Source organism: Nocardia sp. 852002-20019_SCH5090214, from assembly GCF_001665865.1.
GTDB lineage: Bacteria > Actinomycetota > Actinomycetes > Mycobacteriales > Mycobacteriaceae > Nocardia > Nocardia nova.
The window spans coordinates 1-21,761 of sequence record NZ_LZMK01000345.1; the positions used below are offsets into that span (position 1 = coordinate 1).

22 protein-coding genes and 2 tRNA genes are annotated in these 21,761 nt (G+C 67.3%); 15 read left to right on the plus strand and 9 right to left on the minus strand.

The genetic code is table 11. The annotated features are described in order from the left end of the window. The first annotated feature begins 497 nt into the window (after positions 1 to 497). Positions 498 to 1,505, plus strand: a complete 1,008-nt coding sequence (locus A5780_RS27055) for a 3-isopropylmalate dehydrogenase (RefSeq protein ID WP_063015186.1) — start codon at positions 498 to 500, stop codon at positions 1,503 to 1,505. Between the two features lie 266 nt (positions 1,506 to 1,771). Then, complete coding sequence (locus A5780_RS27060) at positions 1,772 to 2,374, plus strand: Uma2 family endonuclease (RefSeq protein ID WP_063910798.1); 603 nt, start codon at positions 1,772 to 1,774, stop codon at positions 2,372 to 2,374. A 192-nt stretch (positions 2,375 to 2,566) separates the two neighbouring features. On the opposite strand, the gene A5780_RS27065 is transcribed toward A5780_RS27060, so the two are convergent. Continuing rightward, entirely contained in the window at positions 2,567 to 3,742 is a 1,176-nt protein-coding gene (locus A5780_RS27065; RefSeq protein ID WP_064910092.1) for an MFS transporter, read from the minus strand. A gap of 165 nt (positions 3,743 to 3,907) precedes the next feature. Between A5780_RS27065 and A5780_RS27070 the strand changes: the two genes are divergently transcribed. The 4 genes from A5780_RS27070 to A5780_RS27085 all read left to right on the plus strand — a co-directional run bounded on the left by A5780_RS27070 (position 3,908) and on the right by A5780_RS27085 (position 6,603). Further along, positions 3,908 to 4,681, plus strand: a complete 774-nt coding sequence (locus A5780_RS27070) for a fumarylacetoacetate hydrolase family protein (RefSeq protein WP_030512995.1) — start codon at positions 3,908 to 3,910, stop codon at positions 4,679 to 4,681. 14 nt (positions 4,682 to 4,695) lie between these two features. Beyond that, positions 4,696 to 6,153, plus strand: coding sequence for a glutamate--tRNA ligase (gene gltX, locus A5780_RS27075; protein ID WP_064910094.1), 1,458 nt, complete (start codon positions 4,696 to 4,698; stop codon positions 6,151 to 6,153). 167 nt (positions 6,154 to 6,320) lie between these two features. Then, positions 6,321 to 6,392: transfer RNA gene (locus tag A5780_RS27080), tRNA-Gln, on the plus strand. 138 nt (positions 6,393 to 6,530) lie between these two features. Next, a tRNA-Glu gene (locus A5780_RS27085) sits at positions 6,531 to 6,603 on the plus strand. Between the two features lie 55 nt (positions 6,604 to 6,658). On the opposite strand, the gene A5780_RS27090 is transcribed toward A5780_RS27085, so the two are convergent. Continuing rightward, positions 6,659 to 7,159: a pyridoxamine 5'-phosphate oxidase family protein gene (locus tag A5780_RS27090; protein ID WP_063015189.1), complete on the minus strand. Its 501-nt coding sequence runs from the start codon at positions 7,157 to 7,159 to the stop codon at positions 6,659 to 6,661. Positions 7,160 to 7,211: 52 nt separating this feature from the next. Beyond that, positions 7,212 to 7,913, minus strand: a complete 702-nt coding sequence (locus A5780_RS27095) for an IclR family transcriptional regulator (RefSeq protein ID WP_064910096.1) — start codon at positions 7,911 to 7,913, stop codon at positions 7,212 to 7,214. A 146-nt stretch (positions 7,914 to 8,059) separates the two neighbouring features. Between A5780_RS27095 and leuC the strand changes: the two genes are divergently transcribed. From leuC to A5780_RS27110, 3 genes are all read left to right on the plus strand, one after another. Beyond that, positions 8,060 to 9,484 carry a 3-isopropylmalate dehydratase large subunit gene (gene leuC, locus A5780_RS27100; protein ID WP_064910098.1) on the plus strand — a complete coding sequence of 475 codons (1,425 nt, stop codon included), beginning with the start codon at positions 8,060 to 8,062 and terminating at the stop codon, positions 9,482 to 9,484. Between the two features lie 36 nt (positions 9,485 to 9,520). Further along, positions 9,521 to 10,129 carry a 3-isopropylmalate dehydratase small subunit gene (gene leuD, locus A5780_RS27105; protein ID WP_063015191.1) on the plus strand — a complete coding sequence of 203 codons (609 nt, stop codon included), beginning with the start codon at positions 9,521 to 9,523 and terminating at the stop codon, positions 10,127 to 10,129. Positions 10,130 to 10,285: 156 nt separating this feature from the next. Continuing rightward, a complete protein-coding gene (locus A5780_RS27110; RefSeq protein ID WP_063015192.1) occupies positions 10,286 to 10,936 on the plus strand; it encodes an HU family DNA-binding protein in 651 nt (216 codons plus the stop codon). Between the two features lie 96 nt (positions 10,937 to 11,032). Here the strand turns inward: A5780_RS27110 and A5780_RS27115 are convergent, their stop codons facing one another. The 3 genes from A5780_RS27115 to cofC form a co-directional block, all read right to left on the minus strand. Further along, entirely contained in the window at positions 11,033 to 11,932 is a 900-nt protein-coding gene (locus A5780_RS27115) for an NUDIX hydrolase (protein ID WP_082857071.1), read from the minus strand. Positions 11,933 to 12,078: 146 nt separating this feature from the next. Beyond that, complete coding sequence (locus A5780_RS27120; RefSeq protein WP_063015193.1) at positions 12,079 to 14,295, minus strand: RNA degradosome polyphosphate kinase; 2,217 nt, start codon at positions 14,293 to 14,295, stop codon at positions 12,079 to 12,081. A 71-nt stretch (positions 14,296 to 14,366) separates the two neighbouring features. Next, a complete protein-coding gene (gene cofC, locus A5780_RS27125; protein WP_063015194.1) occupies positions 14,367 to 15,164 on the minus strand; it encodes a 2-phospho-L-lactate guanylyltransferase in 798 nt (265 codons plus the stop codon). Between the two features lie 112 nt (positions 15,165 to 15,276). Here cofC and A5780_RS27130 point away from each other — a divergent pair, with 112 nt between their 5' ends. The 3 genes from A5780_RS27130 to A5780_RS27140 are packed head-to-tail and all read left to right on the plus strand — an operon-like array spanning position 15,277 to position 17,756. Next, positions 15,277 to 16,272 carry an NAD(P)H-dependent glycerol-3-phosphate dehydrogenase gene (locus A5780_RS27130; RefSeq protein ID WP_063015204.1) on the plus strand — a complete coding sequence of 332 codons (996 nt, stop codon included), beginning with the start codon at positions 15,277 to 15,279 and terminating at the stop codon, positions 16,270 to 16,272. Positions 16,273 to 16,306: 34 nt separating this feature from the next. Continuing rightward, positions 16,307 to 17,425, plus strand: a complete 1,119-nt coding sequence (locus tag A5780_RS27135; protein WP_064910099.1) for a D-alanine--D-alanine ligase family protein — start codon at positions 16,307 to 16,309, stop codon at positions 17,423 to 17,425. A gap of 34 nt (positions 17,426 to 17,459) precedes the next feature. Further along, positions 17,460 to 17,756, plus strand: a complete 297-nt coding sequence (locus A5780_RS27140; RefSeq protein WP_227462704.1) for a DUF6191 domain-containing protein — start codon at positions 17,460 to 17,462, stop codon at positions 17,754 to 17,756. Positions 17,757 to 17,800: 44 nt separating this feature from the next. On the opposite strand, the gene A5780_RS27145 is transcribed toward A5780_RS27140, so the two are convergent. Next, positions 17,801 to 18,613 carry a DUF3515 domain-containing protein gene (locus A5780_RS27145; protein WP_082976753.1) on the minus strand — a complete coding sequence of 271 codons (813 nt, stop codon included), beginning with the start codon at positions 18,611 to 18,613 and terminating at the stop codon, positions 17,801 to 17,803. A 206-nt stretch (positions 18,614 to 18,819) separates the two neighbouring features. Between A5780_RS27145 and A5780_RS27150 the strand changes: the two genes are divergently transcribed. From A5780_RS27150 to A5780_RS27160, 3 genes are read left to right on the plus strand one after another with little or no spacing between them, the layout of a single operon-like run. Then, on the plus strand, positions 18,820 to 19,824 hold the full coding sequence (locus tag A5780_RS27150) for a thiamine-phosphate kinase (protein WP_255407298.1): 1,005 nt from the start codon (positions 18,820 to 18,822) through the stop codon (positions 19,822 to 19,824). A 58-nt stretch (positions 19,825 to 19,882) separates the two neighbouring features. Next, a complete protein-coding gene (locus tag A5780_RS27155; RefSeq protein WP_063015206.1) occupies positions 19,883 to 20,560 on the plus strand; it encodes a uracil-DNA glycosylase in 678 nt (225 codons plus the stop codon). 38 nt (positions 20,561 to 20,598) lie between these two features. Continuing rightward, positions 20,599 to 20,877 (plus strand): hypothetical protein, encoded by a 279-nt coding sequence (locus tag A5780_RS27160; RefSeq protein WP_030513011.1) that lies wholly within the window; start codon positions 20,599 to 20,601, stop codon positions 20,875 to 20,877. On the opposite strand, the gene A5780_RS27165 is transcribed toward A5780_RS27160, so the two are convergent. Both A5780_RS27165 and rpmB read right to left on the minus strand, forming a co-directional pair. Beyond that, a complete protein-coding gene (locus tag A5780_RS27165; protein WP_156769683.1) occupies positions 20,861 to 21,457 on the minus strand; it encodes a GNAT family N-acetyltransferase in 597 nt (198 codons plus the stop codon). The two genes, A5780_RS27160 and A5780_RS27165, sit on opposite strands and share 17 nt — an antisense overlap. 58 nt (positions 21,458 to 21,515) lie before the next feature. Next, the gene (gene rpmB, locus A5780_RS39455; RefSeq protein ID WP_011210730.1) at positions 21,516 to 21,707 is read right to left on the minus strand and encodes a 50S ribosomal protein L28; all 192 of its coding nucleotides are present in this window, start codon (positions 21,705 to 21,707) and stop codon (positions 21,516 to 21,518) included. Positions 21,708 to 21,761: the final 54 nt, after the last annotated feature.

Genomic DNA, 21,761 nt, shown 5'->3' on the forward strand with positions numbered 1-21,761 from the left:
AGGCGGCCATCGACATCAAGGCCGCTCAGCTGAGCCAGGACATCGACCAGGAAGGCGCGACGGTCATCCTGCGCGTCGAGGAGTCCGTCCCGGCCGAGGTGCAGTCCTCGATCGCCGAGGCCGTGGGTGCCGCGAAGGTCGTCCAGGTCGACCTGAGCTGAGACGTTCCGGGCCGGAATCGGCTCGGCCGCAGTACGTTACAGTGCGCGCGAATCCAACCGCCATGGCGCGGAGCGGGATTCGCGCGCATTGTGCGTTTCGGTAGATGTGACCGGTTGTGTGCCGGTGAGATTCGTGCTGGTGATTCGGGGAGCCCGTGCCGTCGGATCTCACTCATTGGGAGCGGCTTGCCCTGGTTATCGGGGTGATTCGGGGGACCGATAGTGTGACGGTGTCGGCGATCCGGCCGGGCGCAACGCCGCCGATCGACCGCCCTTGGCTGATTCGGCCGCATACGTGTTGCGAGCCGCGAGCAGGAACGAACGGAGCGTTGTCATATGAAGCTGGCTGTCATCGCCGGTGACGGTATCGGGCCCGAGGTCATCGCCGAGGCGCTCAAGGTACTCGACGTGGTCGTGCCCGGGGTCGAGAAGACCGAGTACGACCTGGGCGCCAAGCGCTACCACGCGACCGGCGAGGTGCTGCCGGAGTCGGTGCTGCCGGAGCTGAAGCAGCACGATGCCATCCTGCTGGGCGCGATCGGTGATCCCTCGGTCCCCAGCGGCCTGCTCGAGCGCGGTCTGCTGCTGCACACCCGCTTCGCGCTCGACCACCACGTGAACCTGCGTCCGTCGAAGCTGTACCCGGGCGTCACCAGCCCGCTGTCGGGTGATCCGGAGATCGACTTCGTCGTCGTGCGCGAGGGCACCGAGGGTCCGTACACCGGTACCGGCGGCGCGATCCGCGTGAATACCCCGCACGAGGTGGCCACCGAGGTCTCCACCAACACCCGCTTCGGCATCGAGCGGGTGGTGCGCTACGCCTTCGACAAGGCCCAGCAGCGTCGCAAGCACCTGACGCTGGTCCACAAGACCAATGTGCTGAGCTTCGCCGGTTCGCTGTGGCAGCGCACCGTCACCGAGGTCGGCGCGGAATACCCCGAGGTCGAGGTCGCCTATCAGCACATCGACGCCGCGACGATCCACATGGTCAACGATCCGGGCCGCTTCGACGTGATCGTCACCGACAACCTGTTCGGCGACATCATCACCGACCTCGCCGCGGCGGTGTCCGGTGGCATCGGCCTGGCCGCCTCGGGCAACATCGACGCCTCGGGCACCAACCCGAGCATGTTCGAACCGGTCCACGGCAGCGCACCCGATATCGCCGGCCAGTCCAAGGCCGACCCGACTGCCGCCATCCTCTCGGTTTCGCTGCTGCTGAACCACCTCGGCCGGTCCGAGGAAGCCGCCCGCATCGAAGCCGCGGTAGCCAAGGACCTCGCTGCCCGCGCCGGCACCGCCTCCACGGTCGAAATCGGCGACCGCATCGCGGCGTCCCTCTGAGCTTGTCCCGAACGATCCCCCTGTCGCCAAAACAATGGCGCGACAGGGGGATCGTGGCATGTGCGCGACTTCGACGCGACGTGTCGGAATTGGGGGCCACGAATCGGCGCACAGGAAGAGCGCGTAGTTGCCGTCGCAAAGCAGCCGGGACATGACCCGGTCCTGTGCGCTCGAGGGTTGCGCTGCTGGTTGCCGTCGACCGCCACCGGCTAGCATTGAGCGCAACTGATGCAGGCCATCGACGTGCGCAAAGACCTGGAGGCGGTATGACGGCGGAGCACATCGGGGGTGCCGTCGGATTCGGTCCGTACACCGTGCTCGACTTGCACGAACAACCGGAAGACGGCAAAGGGCTGGAACTCGAGGACGGGTGGTTGATCGAGGTGGCGGCGGGGGCTCGGCACAACTGGATTGCGCGCACCTTGGCGCGGATCGTCGAATCTGCGGCGGGCGAAGCCGAGGTCGTTGTGCTGGAGGGCGGGGAGTGGGAGATCAGTACGCCCAATGGCGTGCGTAAACCCGATGTCTTCGTCATCCCGCGCGAGGTGGCGCGAGCGGCGGTGCTGGATGAGACGCCGAAGTTGATCCCCGGCACCGAATTGTTACTCGTAGTGGAAGTGGTGTCGCCCGGCAGCGGTAGCGAGCGCACGGATCGGGTGCGCAAGGTCCGCGAATACGCGGCACTCGGGATCCCGCAATATTGGATCATCGAGCATCAGCCGCATATTCGAATTCATCGCTCCGTGCTCGGCGATGACGGCTACCGATGGGAGCCGACAGTCCCCGAGGGAAGCCGGTTCAGCGCGGATGTCGAGGCGGACAAGGTTTTTCGCATCGAGTTCGATCCAGCCGCGCTGATCGAGATTTGATCCTGCGGCCCGTACCAGGGGCGGGCGTCGACCGGGACCGCTCGATCCCGGCGTTCCGGCTTCGCCCCTAAGCGGTGCCGAGGCCTCTCAGGTTGTAGGTACAACCTCGAAAGTTGTTGGCGGCGTGACATTTCCCCACGGCCGCACTCCGTACTGTGACGGAAAGGGGTGCGGCCGTGGGGAACCCGGATGTCAGCGGTTGCGGACGATCGGCACCACGGGGACGGCGGCTGCCGCGACGATCGCGGCGACCAGATAGGTCGCCGGGAAGCCGGCGGCGGTGATGAGAGCGCCGAAAATCGGTGCGACAGCGGCAGATGCCAGGTTCTGGCCGGTGTTCTGGATGCCCAGGCCGCGGCCGCTCCAGTACGGGCCGGCGATTTCGGCGACGGCGGTGAACGCCAGGCCGTTGTCCGCGACGGTGATCACCGACGCGGCGAACAGGATCGGGATCGCCGCCCACCACCAGTGCAACCAGGCAGCACCGGCCAGAGCGGCCATCGAGACCACGGCCGCGATCGCCACGGTGTGCAACGGACGCAGGCGGCTGGCGACACGGTCGGACCAGATACCGGCGCCGATGCGCCCGGCGGCGCCCAGAATCTGGGTCGCGGTGACGATCGCCCCGGCCACCGGCAGCGACAGCCCGGCATCGCGATGCAGCCACAGCAGGGCGAACGTCCACAGGGTGGCCTGCGGAACCACCAGTAGCACCGAGACCGCGTGGATGCGCCACAGCGTGGAATCACCCCGATAGGGGTTGTCCGGATGCGCGCCGGTGCTGGCCGGGCGGGGCGGGTCGACGATTCCGATCAGACAGCCGATCGCCGCGACACCCGCCATCGCCGCCGGAACCAGAATCGCCGTGGAAAAGCCGTGTGCGGCAGCGACAGCCGGTATCGACATCGCGGCGACCGCGACACCCAGCGGCTGTGCGGTCTGGCGGATACCCATCGCGAGCCCGCGCTGATCGACCGGGAACCAGCCGACGATCACCCGGCCGCTCGCGCCGTTGGTACTGGCAGCGCCCATGCCGGCCAGAAACAGCAGTACGCCCAGGATGCGGTAGTTCGTCACCGTCGCAGCAGCCACACCTGCCACACACATCACGACCGGACCGGCGACCAGGACGGTGCGCTCACCCACCCGGTCCACGATGTATCCCCAGGCGATCAGCGTGCACACCAGGCCGACCGTCGGCATCGCGACCAGCAGACCCGCTGTGGCCAAGGGCATTCCGCGATCGGTCAGCGCCGGCAACAGGAACGGGGTGCCGTGCACGATGACCGCGCTCGAGGACTGAGCGAAGACTCCGAGCGCGAGCATGGTCCACCGCCGGGTCGCGCGCACGTCTGTCACGGTGGTCATCGCCCTCACCTCGAATCTCATATTTTGGGATCAGAGTCTTACTCTGTGAACCGGCTCTTACCGTACACCCAGGATGTGGCGGGTAGGCAAGTCGAAATTCGTCACATGCGCCCGTCGCAGACCGGGTGGTCGGCCGCGTTCGGGCAGGTGGATAGACTCTTCGCCATGCGTCTAGGTCGTGTTGCCAGCCCCGATGGGGTCGCGTTCGTGAGTATCGAAACCGACGGTTCCGACGAGATCGCTCGTGAAATCGCCGAGCATCCGTTCGGTACCCCGACATTCACCGGCCGTACCTGGCCGCTGGCCGATGTGCGACTGCTGGCCCCCATTCTGGCCAGCAAGGTCGTGTGCGTCGGAAAGAACTACGCCGCGCATGCGGCGGAGATGGGCGGAGCGGCGCCGGAGGATCCTGTGATCTTCCTCAAGCCGAACACCTCCATCGTAGGGCCGAACCTGCCGATCCTGTTGCCGCCCAATTCCTCTCAGGTCGACTACGAGGGGGAGCTGGCGGTGGTGATCGGCCGCCCGTGCAAGGACGTGCCGGCCGCCCGGGCCGCCGACGTCATTCTCGGCTACACCGTCGCCAACGACGTGACCGCGCGTGACCAGCAGCGCCACGACGGACAGTGGACGCGCGCCAAGGGCTACGACACTTTCTGCCCGCTGGGACCGTGGATCGAAACCGAACTCGATCCGGGCGATCTCGAGATCACCACCGAACTCGACGGTGAGGTGCGCCAGCGCAGCCGGACTTCACTTCTGCTGCACGACATTCCGACGGTGATCGAGTGGGTCACCAAGGTGATGACCTTGCTGCCCGGCGATGTCATCCTCACCGGAACGCCGGAAGGTGTAGGACCGATGACGGATGGGCAAACCGTATCCGTGACGGTTCAGGGTATCGGCACCCTCACCAATCCTGTTGCCGCCAAACGTTGATCGAGAGAAGGAATATGACTGACGTACGGGTCCGATTCTGCCCGTCACCCACCGGCACACCGCATGTCGGCCTGATCCGGACCGCGCTGTTCAACTGGGCGTTCGCTCGCCACCACGGCGGCACCTTCGTCTTCCGTATCGAAGACACCGATGCCGCACGCGATTCCGAGGAGTCGTACCACGCGATTCTGGACGCGCTGCGGTGGCTCGGGCTGACGTGGGACGAGGGGCCGGAGGTCGGCGGGCCCTACGGTCCCTACCGTCAGTCGCAGCGGCGTGAGCTTCATCTCGATGTCGTCCAGAGGTTGCTGGCGGCCGGTGAGGCCTATGAATCCTTCTCCACCCCAGACGAAGTCGAGGCCCGTCACCGGGCAGCCGGACGCGATCCGAAGCTCGGTTACGACAACTTCGACCGCGATCTGACCCCCGAGCAGATCGCCGCCTACAAGGCCGAGGGCCGCCCCGCGGTGGTGCGCTTGCGGATGCCCGAGCACGATCTGGTGTGGAACGATCTGGTTCGCGGGGAGATCACTGCCAAGGCCGGGACGGTGCCCGATTTCGCGCTCACCCGCGGCACCGGTGATCCGCTCTATACGCTGGTGAATCCCGTCGACGACGCGCTGATGAAAATCACACACGTGTTGCGCGGGGAAGACCTGCTTTCCTCCACTCCGCGGCAGTTGGCGTTGTATGCCGCATTGCAGCGGATCGGGGTGGCGGAGTTCACTCCGGAGTTCGGTCATCTGCCCTTCGTGATGGGCCAGGGCAACAAGAAGTTGTCCAAACGTGATCCGGGGTCGAATCTCTTCGCGCACCGGGATCGCGGATTCATTCCTGAAGGTTTGCTGAATTACCTGGCTTTGCTCGGATGGAGCCTCGCCGAGGACCGCGATGTCTTCTCCATGGCGGAGATGGTCGATGCGTTCGAGATATCGAAAGTAAATTCGAATCCGGCCCGCTTCGACCAGAAGAAGGCGGATGCGATCAACGCCGAACACATTCGTTTGCTGGACACCGGGGATTTCGCCCGTAGGTTGCGGGAGTTCCTCACCGCGCACGGTCACATCGGCGCCGAAGTGGACGACCGAGTTTTCGCCGCTGCGGCGGAGTTGGTGCAGACCCGGATCGTGGTTCTCGGCGATGCGTGGGATCTATTGAAGTTTCTGTTCGTGCCGGCCGAGGAGTTTGCTGTCGACGAGGCCGCGGCGCAAAAGAATCTGGGGCCCGATGCGGTGCCGGTGTTGCAGGCCGCCGTGGCGGCGCTCGACGGTGTTTCCGAATGGACGCCGCCCGTGCTCGAGGAGGCGCTGAAAAAGGCTCTGGTCGACGATCTGGGGCTCAAACCGCGTAAGGCCTTCGGTCCCGTGCGGGTGGCGGTCACCGGCTCGCACATCAGCCCGCCGCTGTACGAATCGCTGGAACTGCTCGGCCGTGAGGTGACCATGCGGCGGCTGCGGGCCGCGCTGGCGTAGCCGGACGGCCCCGGTGCCCGACCGATCGGGGGCCGGGGCCGCGCAGGCCGTGAAAAACGGCTCTGACCAGACGATTTGTATAAATACGGGAGGGGTTTGGTACTCTTCTTCTCGGCCCGGAACGAGGGCCTCGAACCGGCAGGGGAGAGGCTGAAAGCCCAGGTCATTGGGGTATGGTGTAATTGGCAACACAGCTGATTCTGGTTCAGCCATTCTAGGTTCGAGTCCTGGTACCCCAGCGGAGAATGTTGATTCGCTTCGTTCGGTCGAGTCGGAACAGCATCCCCGGCGATTTGGTCGCCGGGTCTCGGCCGGTTAAGCTTGCCGAGCCTCCTCGATCGAAAGATCCACGGAGTCTCCCTTCGGGGAAGTCCTCTGGCCCCGTCGTCTAGCGGCCTAGGACGCCGCCCTCTCAAGGCGGTAGCGCGGGTTCAAATCCCGTCGGGGCTACATTCGAAAGCCCTCCAGCGCGAGCTGGAGGGCTTTTCTCGTTCCCGGGTGCGGATCAGTCCTGCACCGGCCAGGTGGATCCACCCGGCGGCATGGCGGGCATACCGAGCTTGCGGTGATCCCAGCTGCGCACCCGTTCCGGCACCACGCGGATCGCGACGCGCTTGTTGAGCATCGCCTCCACCATCGGGCGCAATTCCTCGGTGTAGGGGCCGGTGTAGCGCTCCCAGACGCTGACGCCGACCTTGAACAGCGCCTCCGGGTCCTCCACGATCTCCGCGCGGCCCTCGATCGACACCCCGCGCAACTGGTCGTAGGTGTCGCCCGCCTCGACCAGCACGGTGACGCGGGGATCGCGCCGCAGATTCACCGCCTTCTGCGACTTACCCTTCGTCTCGAACCAGATTTCACCGTCGACCAGGCCGTACCACATCGCCGTGAGATGCGGCGTTCCGTTCTTGCCCAGGCTCGCCAGCGTCATGATGCGGCTGCGTTCCAGGAATTCGGTGATCTCCGTCTCGGACATCACGATCTGTGCGCGTTGGTTCACTCCCATGCGGTCACGATACTTTACGGCGTATGGCCAGGATCACAGCTCGTGATCGGGATCAGAGCCGCTTGTGCAAGGCATCGGCGGCGGCGACGAGGTCGGCGGCCCAGCGCGCGCCCGGGCGCCGGCCCATGCGATCGATCGGGCCGGATACCGAGACCGCGGCGATCACCTGGGACGACCCGTCGCGCACCGGCGCGGAGACGCTGGCCACACCCGCGGACCGTTCGGCGGCGCTCTGTGCCCAGCCGCGGCGGCGGACCTCGGCCAGGGCGCGCTCACCGAAGACCGCGTCGGCCAGCACGCCTCGTTGCAGTTCCGGATCGGCCCAGGCCAGCAGGACCTTCGCGGCCGATCCGGCGGTCAGCGGCAGGCGGGCGCCGACCGGGACGGTGTCACGCAGGCCGGAGGTGGGCTCGAGCGCGGCCACGCAGATGCGGGAGTGCCCGTCGAGCCGGTAGAGCTGCACGCTCTCGCCGGTGATCTCGCGCAGCCGGGGCAGGATGACGGCAGCGGCGTCGAGCAGCGGATCCTCGGCGGTGGTGGCCAGCTCCGACAGCGCCGGACCGGGCCGCCAGGAACCGGTGGCGTCGCGGGCCAGCATGCGATGGGTCTCCAGCCCCACGGCCAGCCGATGCGCGGTGGCCCGGGGCAGTCCGGTGCGGGTGCACAGCTCGTTGAGTCCACACGGTTGTTCGGCCACGGCGTAAAGCACGGCCATGGCTTTGTCGAGCACCCCGATACCGCTATGCTGTCTCATAGAACGATATTAGCGTCTCGCATAGTGAGATTGGCAAGTCCGATCGAACCCGGCGAGTACGCACCTCCGGTGGACCTTGGATAGGGGATCCACCTGCGAGTTCGCGATGGCGAAGCCGTCGCAGATAACACAGAGAGGTGGTTGTCATGGCCGAACGGCCACGCACGCTGGCGGAGAAGGTCTGGGATCAGCATGTCGTCGTACGGGGTGCGGGTGAGGGTGCGCAGCGCGAACCCGATCTCATCTACATCGATCTGCACCTGGTGCACGAGGTCACGAGCCCGCAGGCCTTCGACGGGCTGCGGGCGGCGGGGCGCCCGGTGCGCCGGCCGGATCTGACCATCGCGACCGAGGATCACAATGTGCCGACGGTCGATATCGATAAGCCGATCGCGGATCCGATCTCGCGCACCCAGGTGGAAACCCTGCGGCGTAATTGCGAGGAATTCGGCGTGCGGCTGTATCCGATGGGTGATATCGAACAGGGCATCGTGCACGTCGTCGGTCCGCAGCTGGGTTTGACGCAGCCGGGCATGACCGTGGTGTGTGGTGATTCGCACACCTCGACCCACGGCGCATTCGGCGCGCTGGCGATGGGTATCGGCACGAGCGAGGTCGAACATGTGATGGCGACGCAGACGTTGTCGCTGCGGCCGTTCAAGACCATGGCGATCAATATCGATGGCGAGTTGCCGCCCGGCGTGACGAGCAAGGACGTGATTCTGGCGGTCATCGCCAAGATCGGCACCGGCGGCGGGCAGGGTTATGTGCTCGAATACCGCGGCGAGGCCGTGCGCGCCATGTCCATGGAGGCGCGGATGACGATGTGCAACATGTCCATCGAGGCCGGTGCCCGGGCGGGCATGGTGGCCCCCGACGAGGTCACCTACGAATTCCTGAAGGGCCGCGAACATGCCCCCACCGGCGCGGACTGGGATGCGGCGGTGGCGGCGTGGGAGGCGCTGAAGACCGATCCGGATGCCGGCTTCGACGCCGAGGTGCACCTGGACGCCTCGACGTTGACGCCGTTCGTCACCTGGGGCACCAACCCCGGTCAGGGCGCCCCGCTGGGCGATGTGGTGCCGAATCCGGAGGATTTCGCCGACGAAAACGAGCGAGCGGCCGCCGAGAAGGCTCTGACTTACATGGATTTGGAGCCCGGAACTCCGCTTCGTGAGGTGCCCGTGGATACGGTTTTCGTGGGTTCGTGCACCAACGGCCGGATCGAGGATTTGCGGGCGGTGGCGGACGTTCTGAAGGGTCGCAAGGTCGCCGACAGCGTGCGGATGTTGATCGTTCCGGGCTCGATGCGGGTGCGCGCCCAGGCCGAATCCGAGGGTTTGGGCGAGATTTTCACCGCGGCGGGCGCGGAATGGCGCCAGGCCGGCTGCTCGATGTGCCTGGGAATGAATCCGGATCAGCTTTCTCCCGGTCAGCGCTGTGCTTCGACATCGAACCGCAACTTCGAGGGACGCCAGGGTAAAGGCGGCCGTACGCATCTGGTTTCGCCGCAGGTCGCGGCCGCGACAGCGGTCCGGGGCCGGTTGTCGGCGCCGGCGGATCTGAACTGACCGGCCGGAATTCACCTCAGGACTACAGGAGCAACTATGGAACCGTTCAAGGTGCACAAGGGGATCGGCGTGCCGTTGCGCCGGTCGAATGTCGATACCGACCAGATCATCCCGGCGGTCTATCTGAAACGGGTGACCCGAACGGGATTCGAGGACGGCCTGTTCGCCGCCTGGCGTTCGGATCCGGGCTTCATTTTGAACACCAGCCCGTTCGACCGGGGAAGTGTGTTGGTCGCCGGACCGGATTTCGGTACGGGATCGTCGCGAGAGCATGCGGTTTGGGCATTGATGGACTACGGCTTCCGGGTGGTGATCTCTTCCCGCTTCGCCGACATCTTCCGGGGCAACGCCGGTAAGGGCGGCTTGGTGGCCGCGCAGATGTCACAACATGATGTCGAATTGCTCTGGAAGTTGATCGAAGAACATCCCGGCCTGGAATTGATCGTCGATCTCGAGGCACGCACTGTGGCCGCTGGAACCACCGTGTTGCCCTTCGATATTGACGACTACACCCGGTGGCGGCTGCTGGAAGGTCTGGACGACATCGGACTGACACTTCGGCAGGAAGAGGCCATCGAGCAGTTCGAAAAGGCAAGGCCGTCTTGGAAACCGACCACCATTCCAGCGGCTATTTCACGGGACTGAACAGTCTCGAGTGTTAGCTGAGAGCAACCAATCGAGGTTGCTGCGCGTGTGCCACGCCACATGAAATTTGGCGTGGCACATAGACTCTTGCCCATTCAGGGTTTACCGTGGTACCTAGTCGGTCCGACGACGGGCCATTAGTCTGCGGAGGATTCAATGAACAAGGCGGAACTGATCGATGTTCTGACCGAGAAGTTGGGTACTGACAGGCGCACGGCCACTGCGGCAGTCGAGCACATTGTCGACACGATCGTGCGTGCGGTGAACAAGGGTCAGAGCGTCACAATCACCGGATTCGGTGTATTCGAACAGCGCAAGCGGGCGGCACGGGTGGCGCGTAATCCCCGAACCGGCGAGACGGTGAAGGTGAAGCCCACTTCGGTGCCCGCGTTCCGCCCGGGTGCGCAGTTCAAGGCGATCATCTCGGGCAAGCAGAAGATCGCGGCGGCCGGTCCGGCCGTGAAACGCGGTGTGGCAGCGCCGGTGTCGGGTGCGGCGAAGAAGGCCGCCAAGAAGACCACGGCCAAGAAGACCGCCGCGAAGAAGACCACGGCGAAGAAGGCGGCCCCGGCCAAGAAGACGACCGCCAAGAAGACGGCCGCGAAGGCGCCTGCGAAGAAGGTGACCACGGCGAAGAAGACGGCTCCGGCCAAGAAGGCTCCGGCCAAGAAGACCACGGCCACCAAGGCGACAGCCAAGAAGACCGCGGCCAAGAAGACGACCGCGGCCAAGACCGCGGCCAAGAAGGCTCCTGCCAAGAAGACCGCTGCCAAGCGCACGGCAACCAAGCGCACCACGCGGCGATAGCGAGTGACGCGGCGACAATGACCCCGGTCCTTTCGGTCCGGGGTCATTGCGTTTTCGGGTTCGACGCGTTTACGGGTCGACCGTGTTTTCTCGGATTCAGTGGGTACGCAGGGACCGATCGAGATGATCGGCGGCGACCAGCCGTCCGTCGGCGATCGACAGCACCCAGACGCTGCCCTTGCGGTTCCGGGCCGGCGGCAGGGTGAGACCGTCGTCGTCCGCCCAGCGCTGCAGCAGATCCGGAATGACCTTGCCCTGACTGCACACGAGCGGAACGATGTCGGGCGAGACCAGTTCCCGCAGCCGGTCCACACCGGCCTGCGGTGCTGCGGCATAACCGCTTTCCGACAGCAGCGGCTCCGGGGTGATATCGAGGCCGAGGGCCTCGGCGACCGGCGCGACGGTCTGCACACAGCGCAGCGGAGGCGCCGAATGGACCGCTCCCGGCCCGAAGGCGAGCAGATTCGGCGTCAGCACCTCGACCTGTGCGCGACCGGCCTTTTCCAGTGGCCGTTGGTCGTCGGGACCGGTGAATCGGTCGCGGCGGCCCGCTTTCGCATGCCGCACCAGCACCAGGGTCGCGGTGTCGGGCGGCAGGCGCAGGAAATTGCGGATGATTCGGCGATCCATCGGGTAGGAGAGTTGGTCCATCACCCGGTCCACCCGGTGCCACCGCAGCTGGTCGACTTCGGAATTGGTGACGAACTCGCCGCCGACGGGTGTGGCCGCCCAATAGTCGACACGCTTGAGTTTGCGATGTCCGGGCACCGGATATGTGACCCGACCGAGATAGCGCCCCAGACGGCAGTTCAGGCCGGTTTCTTCGGTCACTTCGCGCACGGCCGCGACCATCGCGGTTTCGCCCGGGTCGAGCTTTCCTTTGGGCAGCGACCAATCGTCGTATTTCGGCCGGTGTACGAGGGCCACCTCGACCGGTCCGCCGTCGCGGGGCCGCCGCCACACCACGGCGCCGGCGGCGATGATGTTGGCGGTCACCCGCGGATCCGAGATGGTGTCGCCCGAGCCGCTCTCACCTGTACCCACCTCGTCGTAGCTGATCGAACCGCCGGTGTCGCCGAGGCGATCGAGGGCGGTGGCGCCGTCGTCCGGGGACCGATCGAAATCTCGTGTCGCCGAGGATTTCACTGCTGATCCGGCCTCCGCAGTCGCATGAGGAACTCCTGATGGTCGCGCACCTGCACGCCGCGGCTGTCGGCGTCGGGGCTCGGCTGTGCCGCCCAGCTGCCGTCGGGCTGCAGCACCCAGCACCGGGTCGCGGGATCGAGTGCGGAATCGAACACCACCGCCAGCCGCTCGCGCAGCTTCGGATCCTTCACCTGCGCCATGACCTCCACGCGCCGGTCGAGATTGCGGTGCATCATGTCGGCACTGCCGATCCAGTACTCGTCCTGGGCCTGGAAATGCAGGATGCGCGAATGTTCCAGGAAGCGGCCGAGAATCGAGCGCACCTCGATGTTGTCGCTCATCCCGGGCACACCGGGCCGCAGCCCGCAGATGCCGCGCACCACGATCTGCACCGGAACCCCGGCCTGGGACGCGCGATAGAGCGCGTCGATGATCTGCTCGTCGACGATGGCGTTGGCCTTGAGGCGAATACGGGCCGGCACGCCCTGGGCGGCCAGCTCGGTCTCGCGGCGGATCCGCTCCACGATGCCCGAGCGCACGCTGCTCGGCGCGACCAACAGGTTGCGGTAGTTGGCCTTTCGCGAATAGCCGGTCAGCGAGTTGAACAGGTCGGTCAGGTCGGCGCCGATCTCCGGTGCCGCGGTGAGGAGTCCGACGTCCTCGTAGAGCCGCGCGGTCTTCGGGTTGTAGTTGCCGGTCCCGATATGGCAGTAGCGGCGGATGGTGGCACCCTCACGGCGCACCACCAGACAGGTCTTGCAGTGCGTCTTCAGGCCGATGAGGCCGTAGACCACGTGCACGCCCGCCTGCTCCAGCGCGCGTGCCCATTTGATGTTGGCCTGTTCGTCGAAGCGGGCCTTGATCTCGACCAGCGCGACGACCTGTTTACCGGCCTCGGCGGCGTCGATGAGCGCGTTGACGATGGGAGAGTCGCCGGAGGTGCGGTAGAGGGTCTGCTTGATGGCCAGCACCTGCGGATCGGCCGCCGCCTGCTCGATGAAACGCTGCACGCTGGTGGAGAACGAATCGTAGGGGTGATGCACCAGCACGTCGCCCTCGCGCAGGGCGGCGAAAACGTTTCGCGGCGTTTCTCTTTCGCCGAACGCGGGCGGTGTGGCCGGAACGTAGGGCGCGTCCTTGAGCAGCGGCCGGTCGACGCCGTAGACCTGCCACAGGCACGACAGGTCGAGCAGACCGGGCACCTGGATCACGTCGCCGGGGTCGACGTCGAGTTCGCGCAGCAGCAACTCGAGCATGTGCTCGGTCATATCGTCGGAAACTTCCAGGCGCACCGGCGATCCGAAGCGGCGACGGGCCAGTTCCCGTTCCAGGGCCTGCAGCAGATCCTCGTCGCGGTCCTCGTCGACCTCGAAGTCGGCGTTGCGGGTGATGCGGAACGAATGGTGTTCCACCACTTCCATTCCCGGGAAGAGCTGATCGAGGTGGGCGGCGATCAGATCTTCCATCGGCAGGAAGGCGGCCAGCCGGGGGACAGCGGTGATGTCGGAATCTCGGCGGGCGCCGGGGGTTTCGTTGAGGGTGCGGCGCACCCGGACGAAGCGGTCGACGTTGTCGGGCACCTTCACACGGGCGAAATGCTCACCGCCGGTCTCGGAATCCTTCACCGTGACAGCCAGATTCAAACTCAGGCCGCTGATGTAGGGGAAGGGATGGGCGGGATCGACGGCGAGCGGGGTCAGCACCGGGAACACCTGGTCGAGGAAGTAGCCGGACAGGCGGCGGCGTTCGTCGTCGTCCAGATCGGCCCAGCCGATGATGGCGATACCCTCGTCCGCCAGTGCCGGGCGCACCTGGTCGAGGAAGACCCGCGCATGGCGTCCGGCCAGTTCCTGGGTGCGCTCGGCGATGAGGGTGAGTTGTTCGGTGGGGGACAGGCCGTCGGCGGAGCGGACCGAGAGTCCGGCCTCGGCGCGGCGTTTGAGGCCGGCCACCCGCACCATGTAGAACTCGTCGAGATTCGAGGAGAAGATGGCCAGGAATTTGGCGCGTTCCAGCAGCGGTTCCGAGGGGTCCTCGGCCAGGGCCAGCACGCGGGCGTTGAAATCCAGCCAGCTCAGTTCTCTATTGAGGTAGCGATCGGCGGGCAACTGTGCCGCGGCGGCCGTGGTGGGCGGTGGCGTGGCCGCCGGCGGGGCCGCCGGTAGCCGGGGCTGTTGCGGGACGGTCTCCGTTTCGCTCACGCTCACGATCATTCCTTACGGCTCGGGTGGTGTCGCGCCCGACACCACCGTTGTGCGGCCTCTCATCGAGGCCTGGCGATCATCTAGCACACATGTGACGGTGCGGCACACCTCCGAATGAGGTTCTCGTGAACACCTACCGGCCAGCCGATGTCGCGCACCAGCGCCGCGGTGGCCGTGCCGACCCCGAGCGACAGCGCGCGGTCGAGATCCTCGGCGGTGTCGACGTCCAGGCGCAGACCGGGCCAGTGCCCGCCCACCTCGACCGCACCCGATTCCCGGTGGCGGCGCGCGGAATCTGCGCCGAAGCGGGGCATCAGGGGCGCGGAATCGGCCGTCGCCGACGGTGCGAGCGAATCCGGCGCGTGGGTGTGGCCCGCCGCGCGGACGAGCAGGGCCGCGGTGCCCCGGCCGGTGTGGTCGACGATCACGGAGCGGCCGCTGCCGGGGGCGGCGGCGAGCATCGATCGCAATTCGTCGGCGTGCACGGCCGGCAGATCGGCCTGCAGCGCAAGCAGATCGACGGCCCCGTGGCGCTCGCGCACGGCGGCGGCGGCCGAGGCCAGCGCGGTGTTCAGGCCGTCGCTGTCCGCGAGCGGCCGTGCGGTATCGGCGGGCGCCGGTGTATCGGCGAGAGCCGGCGCGGACGGGTCCGGATGGACCGTCGCACCGAGCTCGCGCACGACCGTCGCGACGCGCTGGTCGGGTGTCACCACCGTGACCGAGCCCAGTCCGGCGGCCAGGGCGGCGGCGACCGTATCCGACAGCATGGCCAGCACCAGCCGCGAGCGTTCACCGGCCGGCAATCGGTCGGCGAGTCGGCTCTTGGCTCGGTCGAGGTGCTTGACCGCGATCACGGCGTGGACGGCATCCGGACGCATGCGTTCATGGTCGCACGTTCCGGGTGGTCGCAGGCTGCGAGCAGTGACCGATCGAACACGCGAACCCCCGAGTACCGGATACTCCCGCGGCGGCGAGTGGCATATTGAAACGATGACGAGGGCGGCAGTGATGGGTGCGGGATCCTGGGGTACCGCATTCGCGAAAGTGCTCAACGACGCGGGTACCGAGGTCACGATGTGGGCGCGACGGTCCGAGATCGCGAAGGCCGTGGCGACCGAACATCGCAATCCCGCCTACCTGCCCGACGTGTGGCTCGACGGGATCGCGGCGACCGACGACTACCGGGTGGCCCTCGACGACGCCGACATCGTCGTGCTGGCGGTTCCGTCCCAGTCCTTGCGTCCCAATCTCGCGCACTGGCGCGCGGCGATCCGCTCCGACGCGACGCTGCTGAGTCTGGCCAAGGGCATCGAGACCGGAACCCTGATGCGGATGAGCGAGGTCGTCGCGGAGGTGACCGGCGCGGATCCCGGGCGCATCGCGGTGCTGTCGGGCCCGAACCTGGCCCGCGAGATCGCCGCCGAACAGCCGGCCGCCTCCGTGGTCGCCTGCTCCGACGCCGCACGCGCGGAGGCGGTGCAGCATTCCTGCGCCACCGGCTATTTCCGGCCCTACACCAATACCGATGTGATCGGCTGCGAGATCGGCGGCGCGTGCAAGAACGTGATCGCACTGGCCTGCGGGATCGCCGCGGGCATGGGACTGGGCGACAACTCTGTCGCCAGTCTGATCACCCGCGGGCTCGCCGAGATCATTCGACTGGGTGTGGCCCTGGGTGCGAATCCGGTCACGTTCGCGGGTCTGGCCGGCGTCGGCGATCTGGTGGCAACCTGCACCTCGCCGCTGTCGCGCAACCGGTCCTTCGGCCATGTGCTGGGCGCGGGCGGGTCGATGCGGGCCGCGCAGGACGCGACGCACGGGCAGGTCGCGGAGGGTGTGAAGTCGTGCACCTCGATCCGCGCGCTGGCCGAGACCCACCATGTGGAGATGCCGCTGACCACCGCGGTGCACCAGGTCTGTCACGAGGGGCTCGCGGTTTCCGATGCCGTCGGGCAATTACTCGGTCGGCGGATCAAACCGGAATGAATGATTTCGGTCCGGCCGGGGTACGGTTCGGACTATGACAAACCGGATCAGGGTTGCGGTGGTGTTCGGTGGCCGCAGCAACGAGCACGCGGTGTCGTGCGTTTCGGCCGGCATGGTGCTGACCAACCTGGATCCCGAACGCTACGAGGCGGTGCCCATCGGCATCACCCGCGAGGGCGCCTGGGTGCTCAGCGGCGCCGATGCGCGCGCACTCGCCATTCGCGAACGCGCGCTGCCCACGGTGGACTCGACCGGCACCGTGCTGACCCTGGCCGCCGATCCGAGCCGCTCGGGCGCCCTGGTCGCGCTCGACGGCGCCGAAGCGGTGCTCGGCGTGGTCGACGTGGTGTTTCCGGTGCTGCACGGGCCGTGGGGCGAGGACGGCACCCTGCAGGGGCTGCTGGAGCTGGCGGGGGTGCCCTACGTCGGCCCCGGCGTGCTGGCCAGCGCCACCGGCATGGACAAGGAGTTCACCAAGAAACTGCTTGCCGCGGAAGGACTTCCGGTCGGCACGCAGGTGGTGCTGCGCCCCGGCACCGACACCGTGAGCGAGGCCGACCGGGACCGGCTCGGCCTGCCGGTGTTCGTCAAACCCGCACGCGGGGGTTCCTCGATCGGCATCACCAAGGTCGAGGACTGGATCGATCTCGATTCGGCGATCGCCGCGGCTCGTCTGCACGATCCGAAGGTGATCGTGGAAGCCGCCATCGTCGGACGCGAAGTCGAGTGTGGCGTACTGGAATTCCCGGACGGCCGGGTGCAGGCCAGTGTGATCGCCGAGATCCGCATGCCGGGCGACGACGTTTCCGAGAGCGAAACCGCTTCCGGCACACCGCAATTCTACGATTTCGACACCAAATACCTCGACGACGTGTGCGAGTTCGATATTCCGGCCAAGCTGGACGACGATATGTCGCAACAGATCCGGGAGCTTTCGGTGCGGGCGTTCCGGGCGCTGGACTGCCAGGGGCTGGCTCGGGTCGACTTCTTCGTCACCGAATCCGGACCGGTGATCAACGAGATCAACACCTTGCCCGGATTCACCTCGATCTCGATGTATCCGCGCATGTGGGATGCCACCGGAATCGACAATCGCACCCTGATCACCACGCTCATCGAGACGGCACTGACCCGGGGCACCGGACTGCGCTGAGCGGCGGCGCGGCCCGCGTAATCTGGGTGGGGTGATGCTCGCGATGACTCTGCCCGGGTTGGCGCTGCTGATCATCGCGGTCGCCTTCGCCGAGGTGGGCTACCGGAAGATGACCGGCCGCGCCGCGCTGCCGTGGATGCGCGATTCCACCGGGCCGAGTGCGGCGGGTATCGGATTCGAGCAGTTCGACGCGTTGTTCGACGCGGGCAAACGGCACGAATTCGAGGAGCGGCAGACGGTTCTCATGCACCGGGAGAATACGGGGGACGGGACTCCCGGTGAGATGGAGATAGATCTGAGCACCGGCCGGGCCCGCCTGCCGCGCGCCTGATCCGCGTCACCGCCCGGACCGGCCGACCTGTGCGGCAACGGCTTTCAGTTCGGAACAGGGTTCGGATCGAGCGGCTTCGCCGGCACGGTCTTGGCGATCGTATTCGAAATCTCCTGCAGCGGAGAGGGTCCCGCCTTGGCGGGCATGGTCACGGCGACATAGGTGCCGCGGTCCACCGCGTACCAGGTGCCCGACGTCACGCCGCTGGTCTGATCGCGCACCTCGAACCAGTTCACGCCGTTGACCACCTGCAGGGCGGACGCCTTGTTGAATTCCAGGGGCCGGTCCAGGCCGCAGCGCAGCACGATCGGATCACCGCCGCCCGACAGCTGCCAGGCCGCGGTCGCGGGCGGAGCCGGTTGGGCGAGTTCGGATTTGGTGTAGTCGTCGCCGAGTGACTCCGGCAGTGCGGCCAGCAGCGCGGTGCAATCCTGGCTCGACGCGGCCGGCGCCGGTACCGAGCCCAGCGCCAGCGGCTCGCGACCGGCGGACTGTCGCGACATGGCCGCGATGACGAGGACGACGACGATCAGCGCCACCGGAAGTGCGACGGCGGTCGCGATCAGCGCCGGATGCAGCTGCGGGCCGGAGTCGTCGGAGGCCTGCTCGGCGGTGGATTCGGTGTCCGACGAGGCATCGCGGTCGGAATCGCCGCGTTCGGTGGGTTCGGACTCGGCCGGCTGCGACTTCGAAGACTCGGCCGCATCGGACTCGCGGGTCTCGGCCGCGGCCGGCGCGGAGTTCTCGGGCCGGTCGGTAGCGGGTTCCGGGTCGGCCGCGGCCGTAAGGCCGGGCTCGGACTCCGGTCGGTCGGGCTGCGGGGTGTCCGCTGTCGACCGGTCCGTCTCGCTACTCATCCGGGATTCGTCTCCACTCGTGCCGGGCGGGCGTCGCGCCCGGCTGATTGTCTGGGAATACGTGTTCGAGGGTATCGAACGGCCGTCGGCGCGCTCCCGCGGCATCCGGGCGCCGCCGCGCCCGAGGGGAGGCCACAGCGGGCCGGTGCGGCAGCCCGGGCACAGGGTAGCGTCGGAGTGTGGTGTCCCCGGTGACGTGACCGGGTGTGAAGAAGGAGAGCGACATCACCGAGAGCGGCCCGCGCACCGTGCGCGACCTGGGCGAATTCGCATTGATCGAACGGATGAACGCCGGGCGTTCGTTCGGTGGCGGCGTCGAGCTGGGGCCCGGCGACGATGCGGCGGTGGTGGCGGCCCCGGCCGGGCGCTACGTGGTCAGTACCGACATGCTCGTACAGGATCGGCATTTCCGGCTGGACTGGTCGCGGCCGGAGGACATCGGGGCGAAGGCGATCGCGCAGAATGCCGCCGACGTCGTCGCGATGGGTGCCGCGCCCAGCGCGTTCGTGGTGGCGCTGGGCTGTCCCGCCGAGACACCGGTGGCGTTCGTCGACGGATTGGTCGACGGTATGTGGGCGGAGGCGCGGCGGGCCGGGGCCTCGATCGCCGGGGGCGATGTGGTGCGCAGCCCCCAGGTGGTGATCTCGGTGACCGCGTTCGGTGATCCGCGAGGCCGGACCGTGCTGCGCTCGGGGGCACGCGACGGCGATATCGTCGCGGTCGCCGGCCGGCTCGGCTGGTCGGCGGCGGGACTGGCGGCCCTGTCGGCCGGTGCTGCCGGCGCCGAGCGGTTCGCCGATGTGATTGCCGCCCATCGGGTTCCGCGACCGCCGTACTCCGCCGTGCTGGAGTTGCCGGACGCCACCGAGATCACCGCGATGACCGATGTCTCCGACGGACTGCTCGCCGATCTGTCCCATATCGCCGAATCCTCCGGGGTGGCGGTCGATGTCGACTCTTTGGCCGTGGCGGATCCGGCGCTGTCGCCGGTCGCGGATGCGCTGCACGCCGATCCGCTCGGCTGGGTGCTCACCGGCGGTGAGGACCATGCCTTCGCCGCCACCTTCGAGGCCGGTACCGCGATCCCGCCGGGCTGGCGGGCGATCGGCCGGGTGTGCACCGGCTCCGGCGTTTTCGTCGACGGAGCGCGGTGGCCGGGGCCGCTGGGCTGGGAGTCGTTCGGAGGGGGCGAACAGCATGCGGTCCGATGAGGCGACGGCGGGTGGTCGGCGTGACGACGCCGAGCCGCGGCGACTATCTTTTCCCGACATGGGCGCGAAACCACTGCCGCAGATCATCGATACGGGCTGGGCCGAGGCATTGGAACCGGTGGCCGACCGGATCACCGAGATGGGCGAGTTCCTGCGGGCGGAGAATGCCGCCGGACGCGGATACTTCCCCAAGGGAGAGAACGTCTTACGCGCCTTCACCCGCCCCTTCGACAAGGTGCGCGTGCTGATCGTCGGACAGGACCCGTATCCGACCCCCGGTCATGCGATGGGCCTGAGTTTCTCGGTGGCGCCGGATGTTTCGCCGGTACCGCGCAGCCTGGCGAACATCTTCTCCGAGTATTCGCGCGACCTCGGCCATCCGACCCCGTCGTGCGGTGATCTCTCGCCGTGGTCGGATCAGGGTGTGCTGCTGCTGAACCGAGTGCTGACGGTCTCGCCCGGCCAGCCCGCATCGCATCGGGGCAAGGGCTGGGAAGCGGTGACCGAGCAGGCAATTCGCGCGCTCGTGGCCCGCGAGCAGCCGCTGGTGGCGATTCTGTGGGGCCGCGACGCCTCGACGTTGAAGCCGATGCTCGGCGATGTCCCGATCATCGAATCCGCCCATCCCTCACCGCTGTCGGCCTCGCGCGGTTTCTTCGGATCGAGGCCTTTCTCCCGCACCAACGAATTGCTCGGTACATTGGGGGCCGCCCCGGTCGATTGGCGCTTGCCCTGACCGCGGCGTAACAGTTCGAGCGAAACAGGAGCAGATGCATGCAGATCACATCCGTGCGCGGTGCCGTAGTCGCCGTCGCCGCCGGTGCGGCGGTCCTCGGCGCACCCGCGATAGCGCAGGCCGCGGGCCTGCCGCTGGAGCCGGCCACCCCGCAGGAAGAGGTCACCACTACTCAGCACGCGGGACCGGTGCTGGCCCTGTGGGATCCGCAGACGGGTTCGTCGTCGCTGTCGTCCAACGTCAATGCGCGCGGTCTGTGCATCTTCCAGAGCATCAGCGCGCAGGGCGGACTCGACTGCTTCAACGGCGCCCAGTAATCGGGCGGCGGGCGATCATCCGGATCTCGCTCGCCAGGGAGAACGGTTCGATTCGGCGGGCCTCGTCGGCGGCGAATCCGAACTTTCGATAGAAATTCCGGGCGCGTGGATTCTCCTCGAACACCCATAACGCGGTGTCGGTGTCGGGGAGGAGAATCGCACGCAGCAATTCCTGCGCGGTTCCGGTGCCGTATCGGTCGGCCCGGACGTAGAGCGCATACAGTTCCCGATCGGCGACGCGCGGTTCGTCGCGAGGCGGGCCGGCGTGTGCGAATCCGAGGACGCGATCGCCGGGGGCGCGGGTGTCGTCGAGGGCCAGCACGATGGTGTGGGCCGTTCGGTCGGCCGCCGCGCTCTCGTCGATCGAGTCGATGAGCGCGGCCCACCGGGCGGCACGGCGGCCGACGTCGAAGGCGGCGAGCACATGGTCGGGCACCAGGCCGCGATAGGCCTCCCGCCACGATTCGATATGGCAGATCGCCAGATCACGGGCGTATTCGGTGGACGCCGCCGCGATCCGCGGGCGGTGCGGGTTCACCATCGCGTCCCGCCGGGTGACGACATGACGCCGGGTGACCACATGACAACGCCCCGGTCACCCTGTGGGTGCGCCGGGGCGTCGAAGATGTCTACGCAGCTCAGCCGCGAACAACCTTTCCGGCCTTCAGGCAGGAGGTGCAGACGTTCATGCGGCGGGTGTTGCCGGGGGCAACCTGCGCACGAACGGTCTGGATGTTCGGGTTCCAGCGACGGTTGGTGCGCCGGTGCGAGTGCGAAACCGACTTACCGAAGCCGGGGCCCTTGGCGCAGACGTCGCAGACGGCAGCCATAGTCGCGAGCTCCTTCATGTCATGGGGGACCGCTGTCGGGGAGACAGCCTGTCC

Coding starts and splice junctions, on each gene's coding strand:
- A5780_RS27095 (WP_064910096.1), bottom strand. CDS start 7,913: ATGAGACAGCATAGCGGTATCGGGGTGCTCGACAAAGCCATGGCCGTG.
- A5780_RS27160 (WP_030513011.1), top strand. CDS start 20,599: ATGCAGATCACATCCGTGCGCGGTGCCGTAGTCGCCGTCGCCGCCGGT.
- A5780_RS27090 (WP_063015189.1), bottom strand. CDS start 7,159: ATGGGAGTGAACCAACGCGCACAGATCGTGATGTCCGAGACGGAGATC.
- A5780_RS27070 (WP_030512995.1), top strand. CDS start 3,908: ATGCGTCTAGGTCGTGTTGCCAGCCCCGATGGGGTCGCGTTCGTGAGT.
- A5780_RS27055 (WP_063015186.1), top strand. CDS start 498: ATGAAGCTGGCTGTCATCGCCGGTGACGGTATCGGGCCCGAGGTCATC.
- A5780_RS27145 (WP_082976753.1), bottom strand. CDS start 18,613: ATGAGTAGCGAGACGGACCGGTCGACAGCGGACACCCCGCAGCCCGAC.
- A5780_RS27130 (WP_063015204.1), top strand. CDS start 15,277: ATGACGAGGGCGGCAGTGATGGGTGCGGGATCCTGGGGTACCGCATTC.
- rpmB (WP_011210730.1), bottom strand. CDS start 21,707: ATGGCTGCCGTCTGCGACGTCTGCGCCAAGGGCCCCGGCTTCGGTAAG.
- A5780_RS27155 (WP_063015206.1), top strand. CDS start 19,883: ATGGGCGCGAAACCACTGCCGCAGATCATCGATACGGGCTGGGCCGAG.
- leuC (WP_064910098.1), top strand. CDS start 8,060: ATGGCCGAACGGCCACGCACGCTGGCGGAGAAGGTCTGGGATCAGCAT.
- A5780_RS27065 (WP_064910092.1), bottom strand. CDS start 3,742: ATGACCACCGTGACAGACGTGCGCGCGACCCGGCGGTGGACCATGCTC.
- leuD (WP_063015191.1), top strand. CDS start 9,521: ATGGAACCGTTCAAGGTGCACAAGGGGATCGGCGTGCCGTTGCGCCGG.
- gltX (WP_064910094.1), top strand. CDS start 4,696: ATGACTGACGTACGGGTCCGATTCTGCCCGTCACCCACCGGCACACCG.
- A5780_RS27135 (WP_064910099.1), top strand. CDS start 16,307: ATGACAAACCGGATCAGGGTTGCGGTGGTGTTCGGTGGCCGCAGCAAC.
- A5780_RS27120 (WP_063015193.1), bottom strand. CDS start 14,295: ATGATCGTGAGCGTGAGCGAAACGGAGACCGTCCCGCAACAGCCCCGG.
- A5780_RS27140 (WP_227462704.1), top strand. CDS start 17,460: ATGCTCGCGATGACTCTGCCCGGGTTGGCGCTGCTGATCATCGCGGTC.
- cofC (WP_063015194.1), bottom strand. CDS start 15,164: ATGCGTCCGGATGCCGTCCACGCCGTGATCGCGGTCAAGCACCTCGAC.
- A5780_RS27110 (WP_063015192.1), top strand. CDS start 10,286: ATGAACAAGGCGGAACTGATCGATGTTCTGACCGAGAAGTTGGGTACT.
- A5780_RS27060 (WP_063910798.1), top strand. CDS start 1,772: ATGACGGCGGAGCACATCGGGGGTGCCGTCGGATTCGGTCCGTACACC.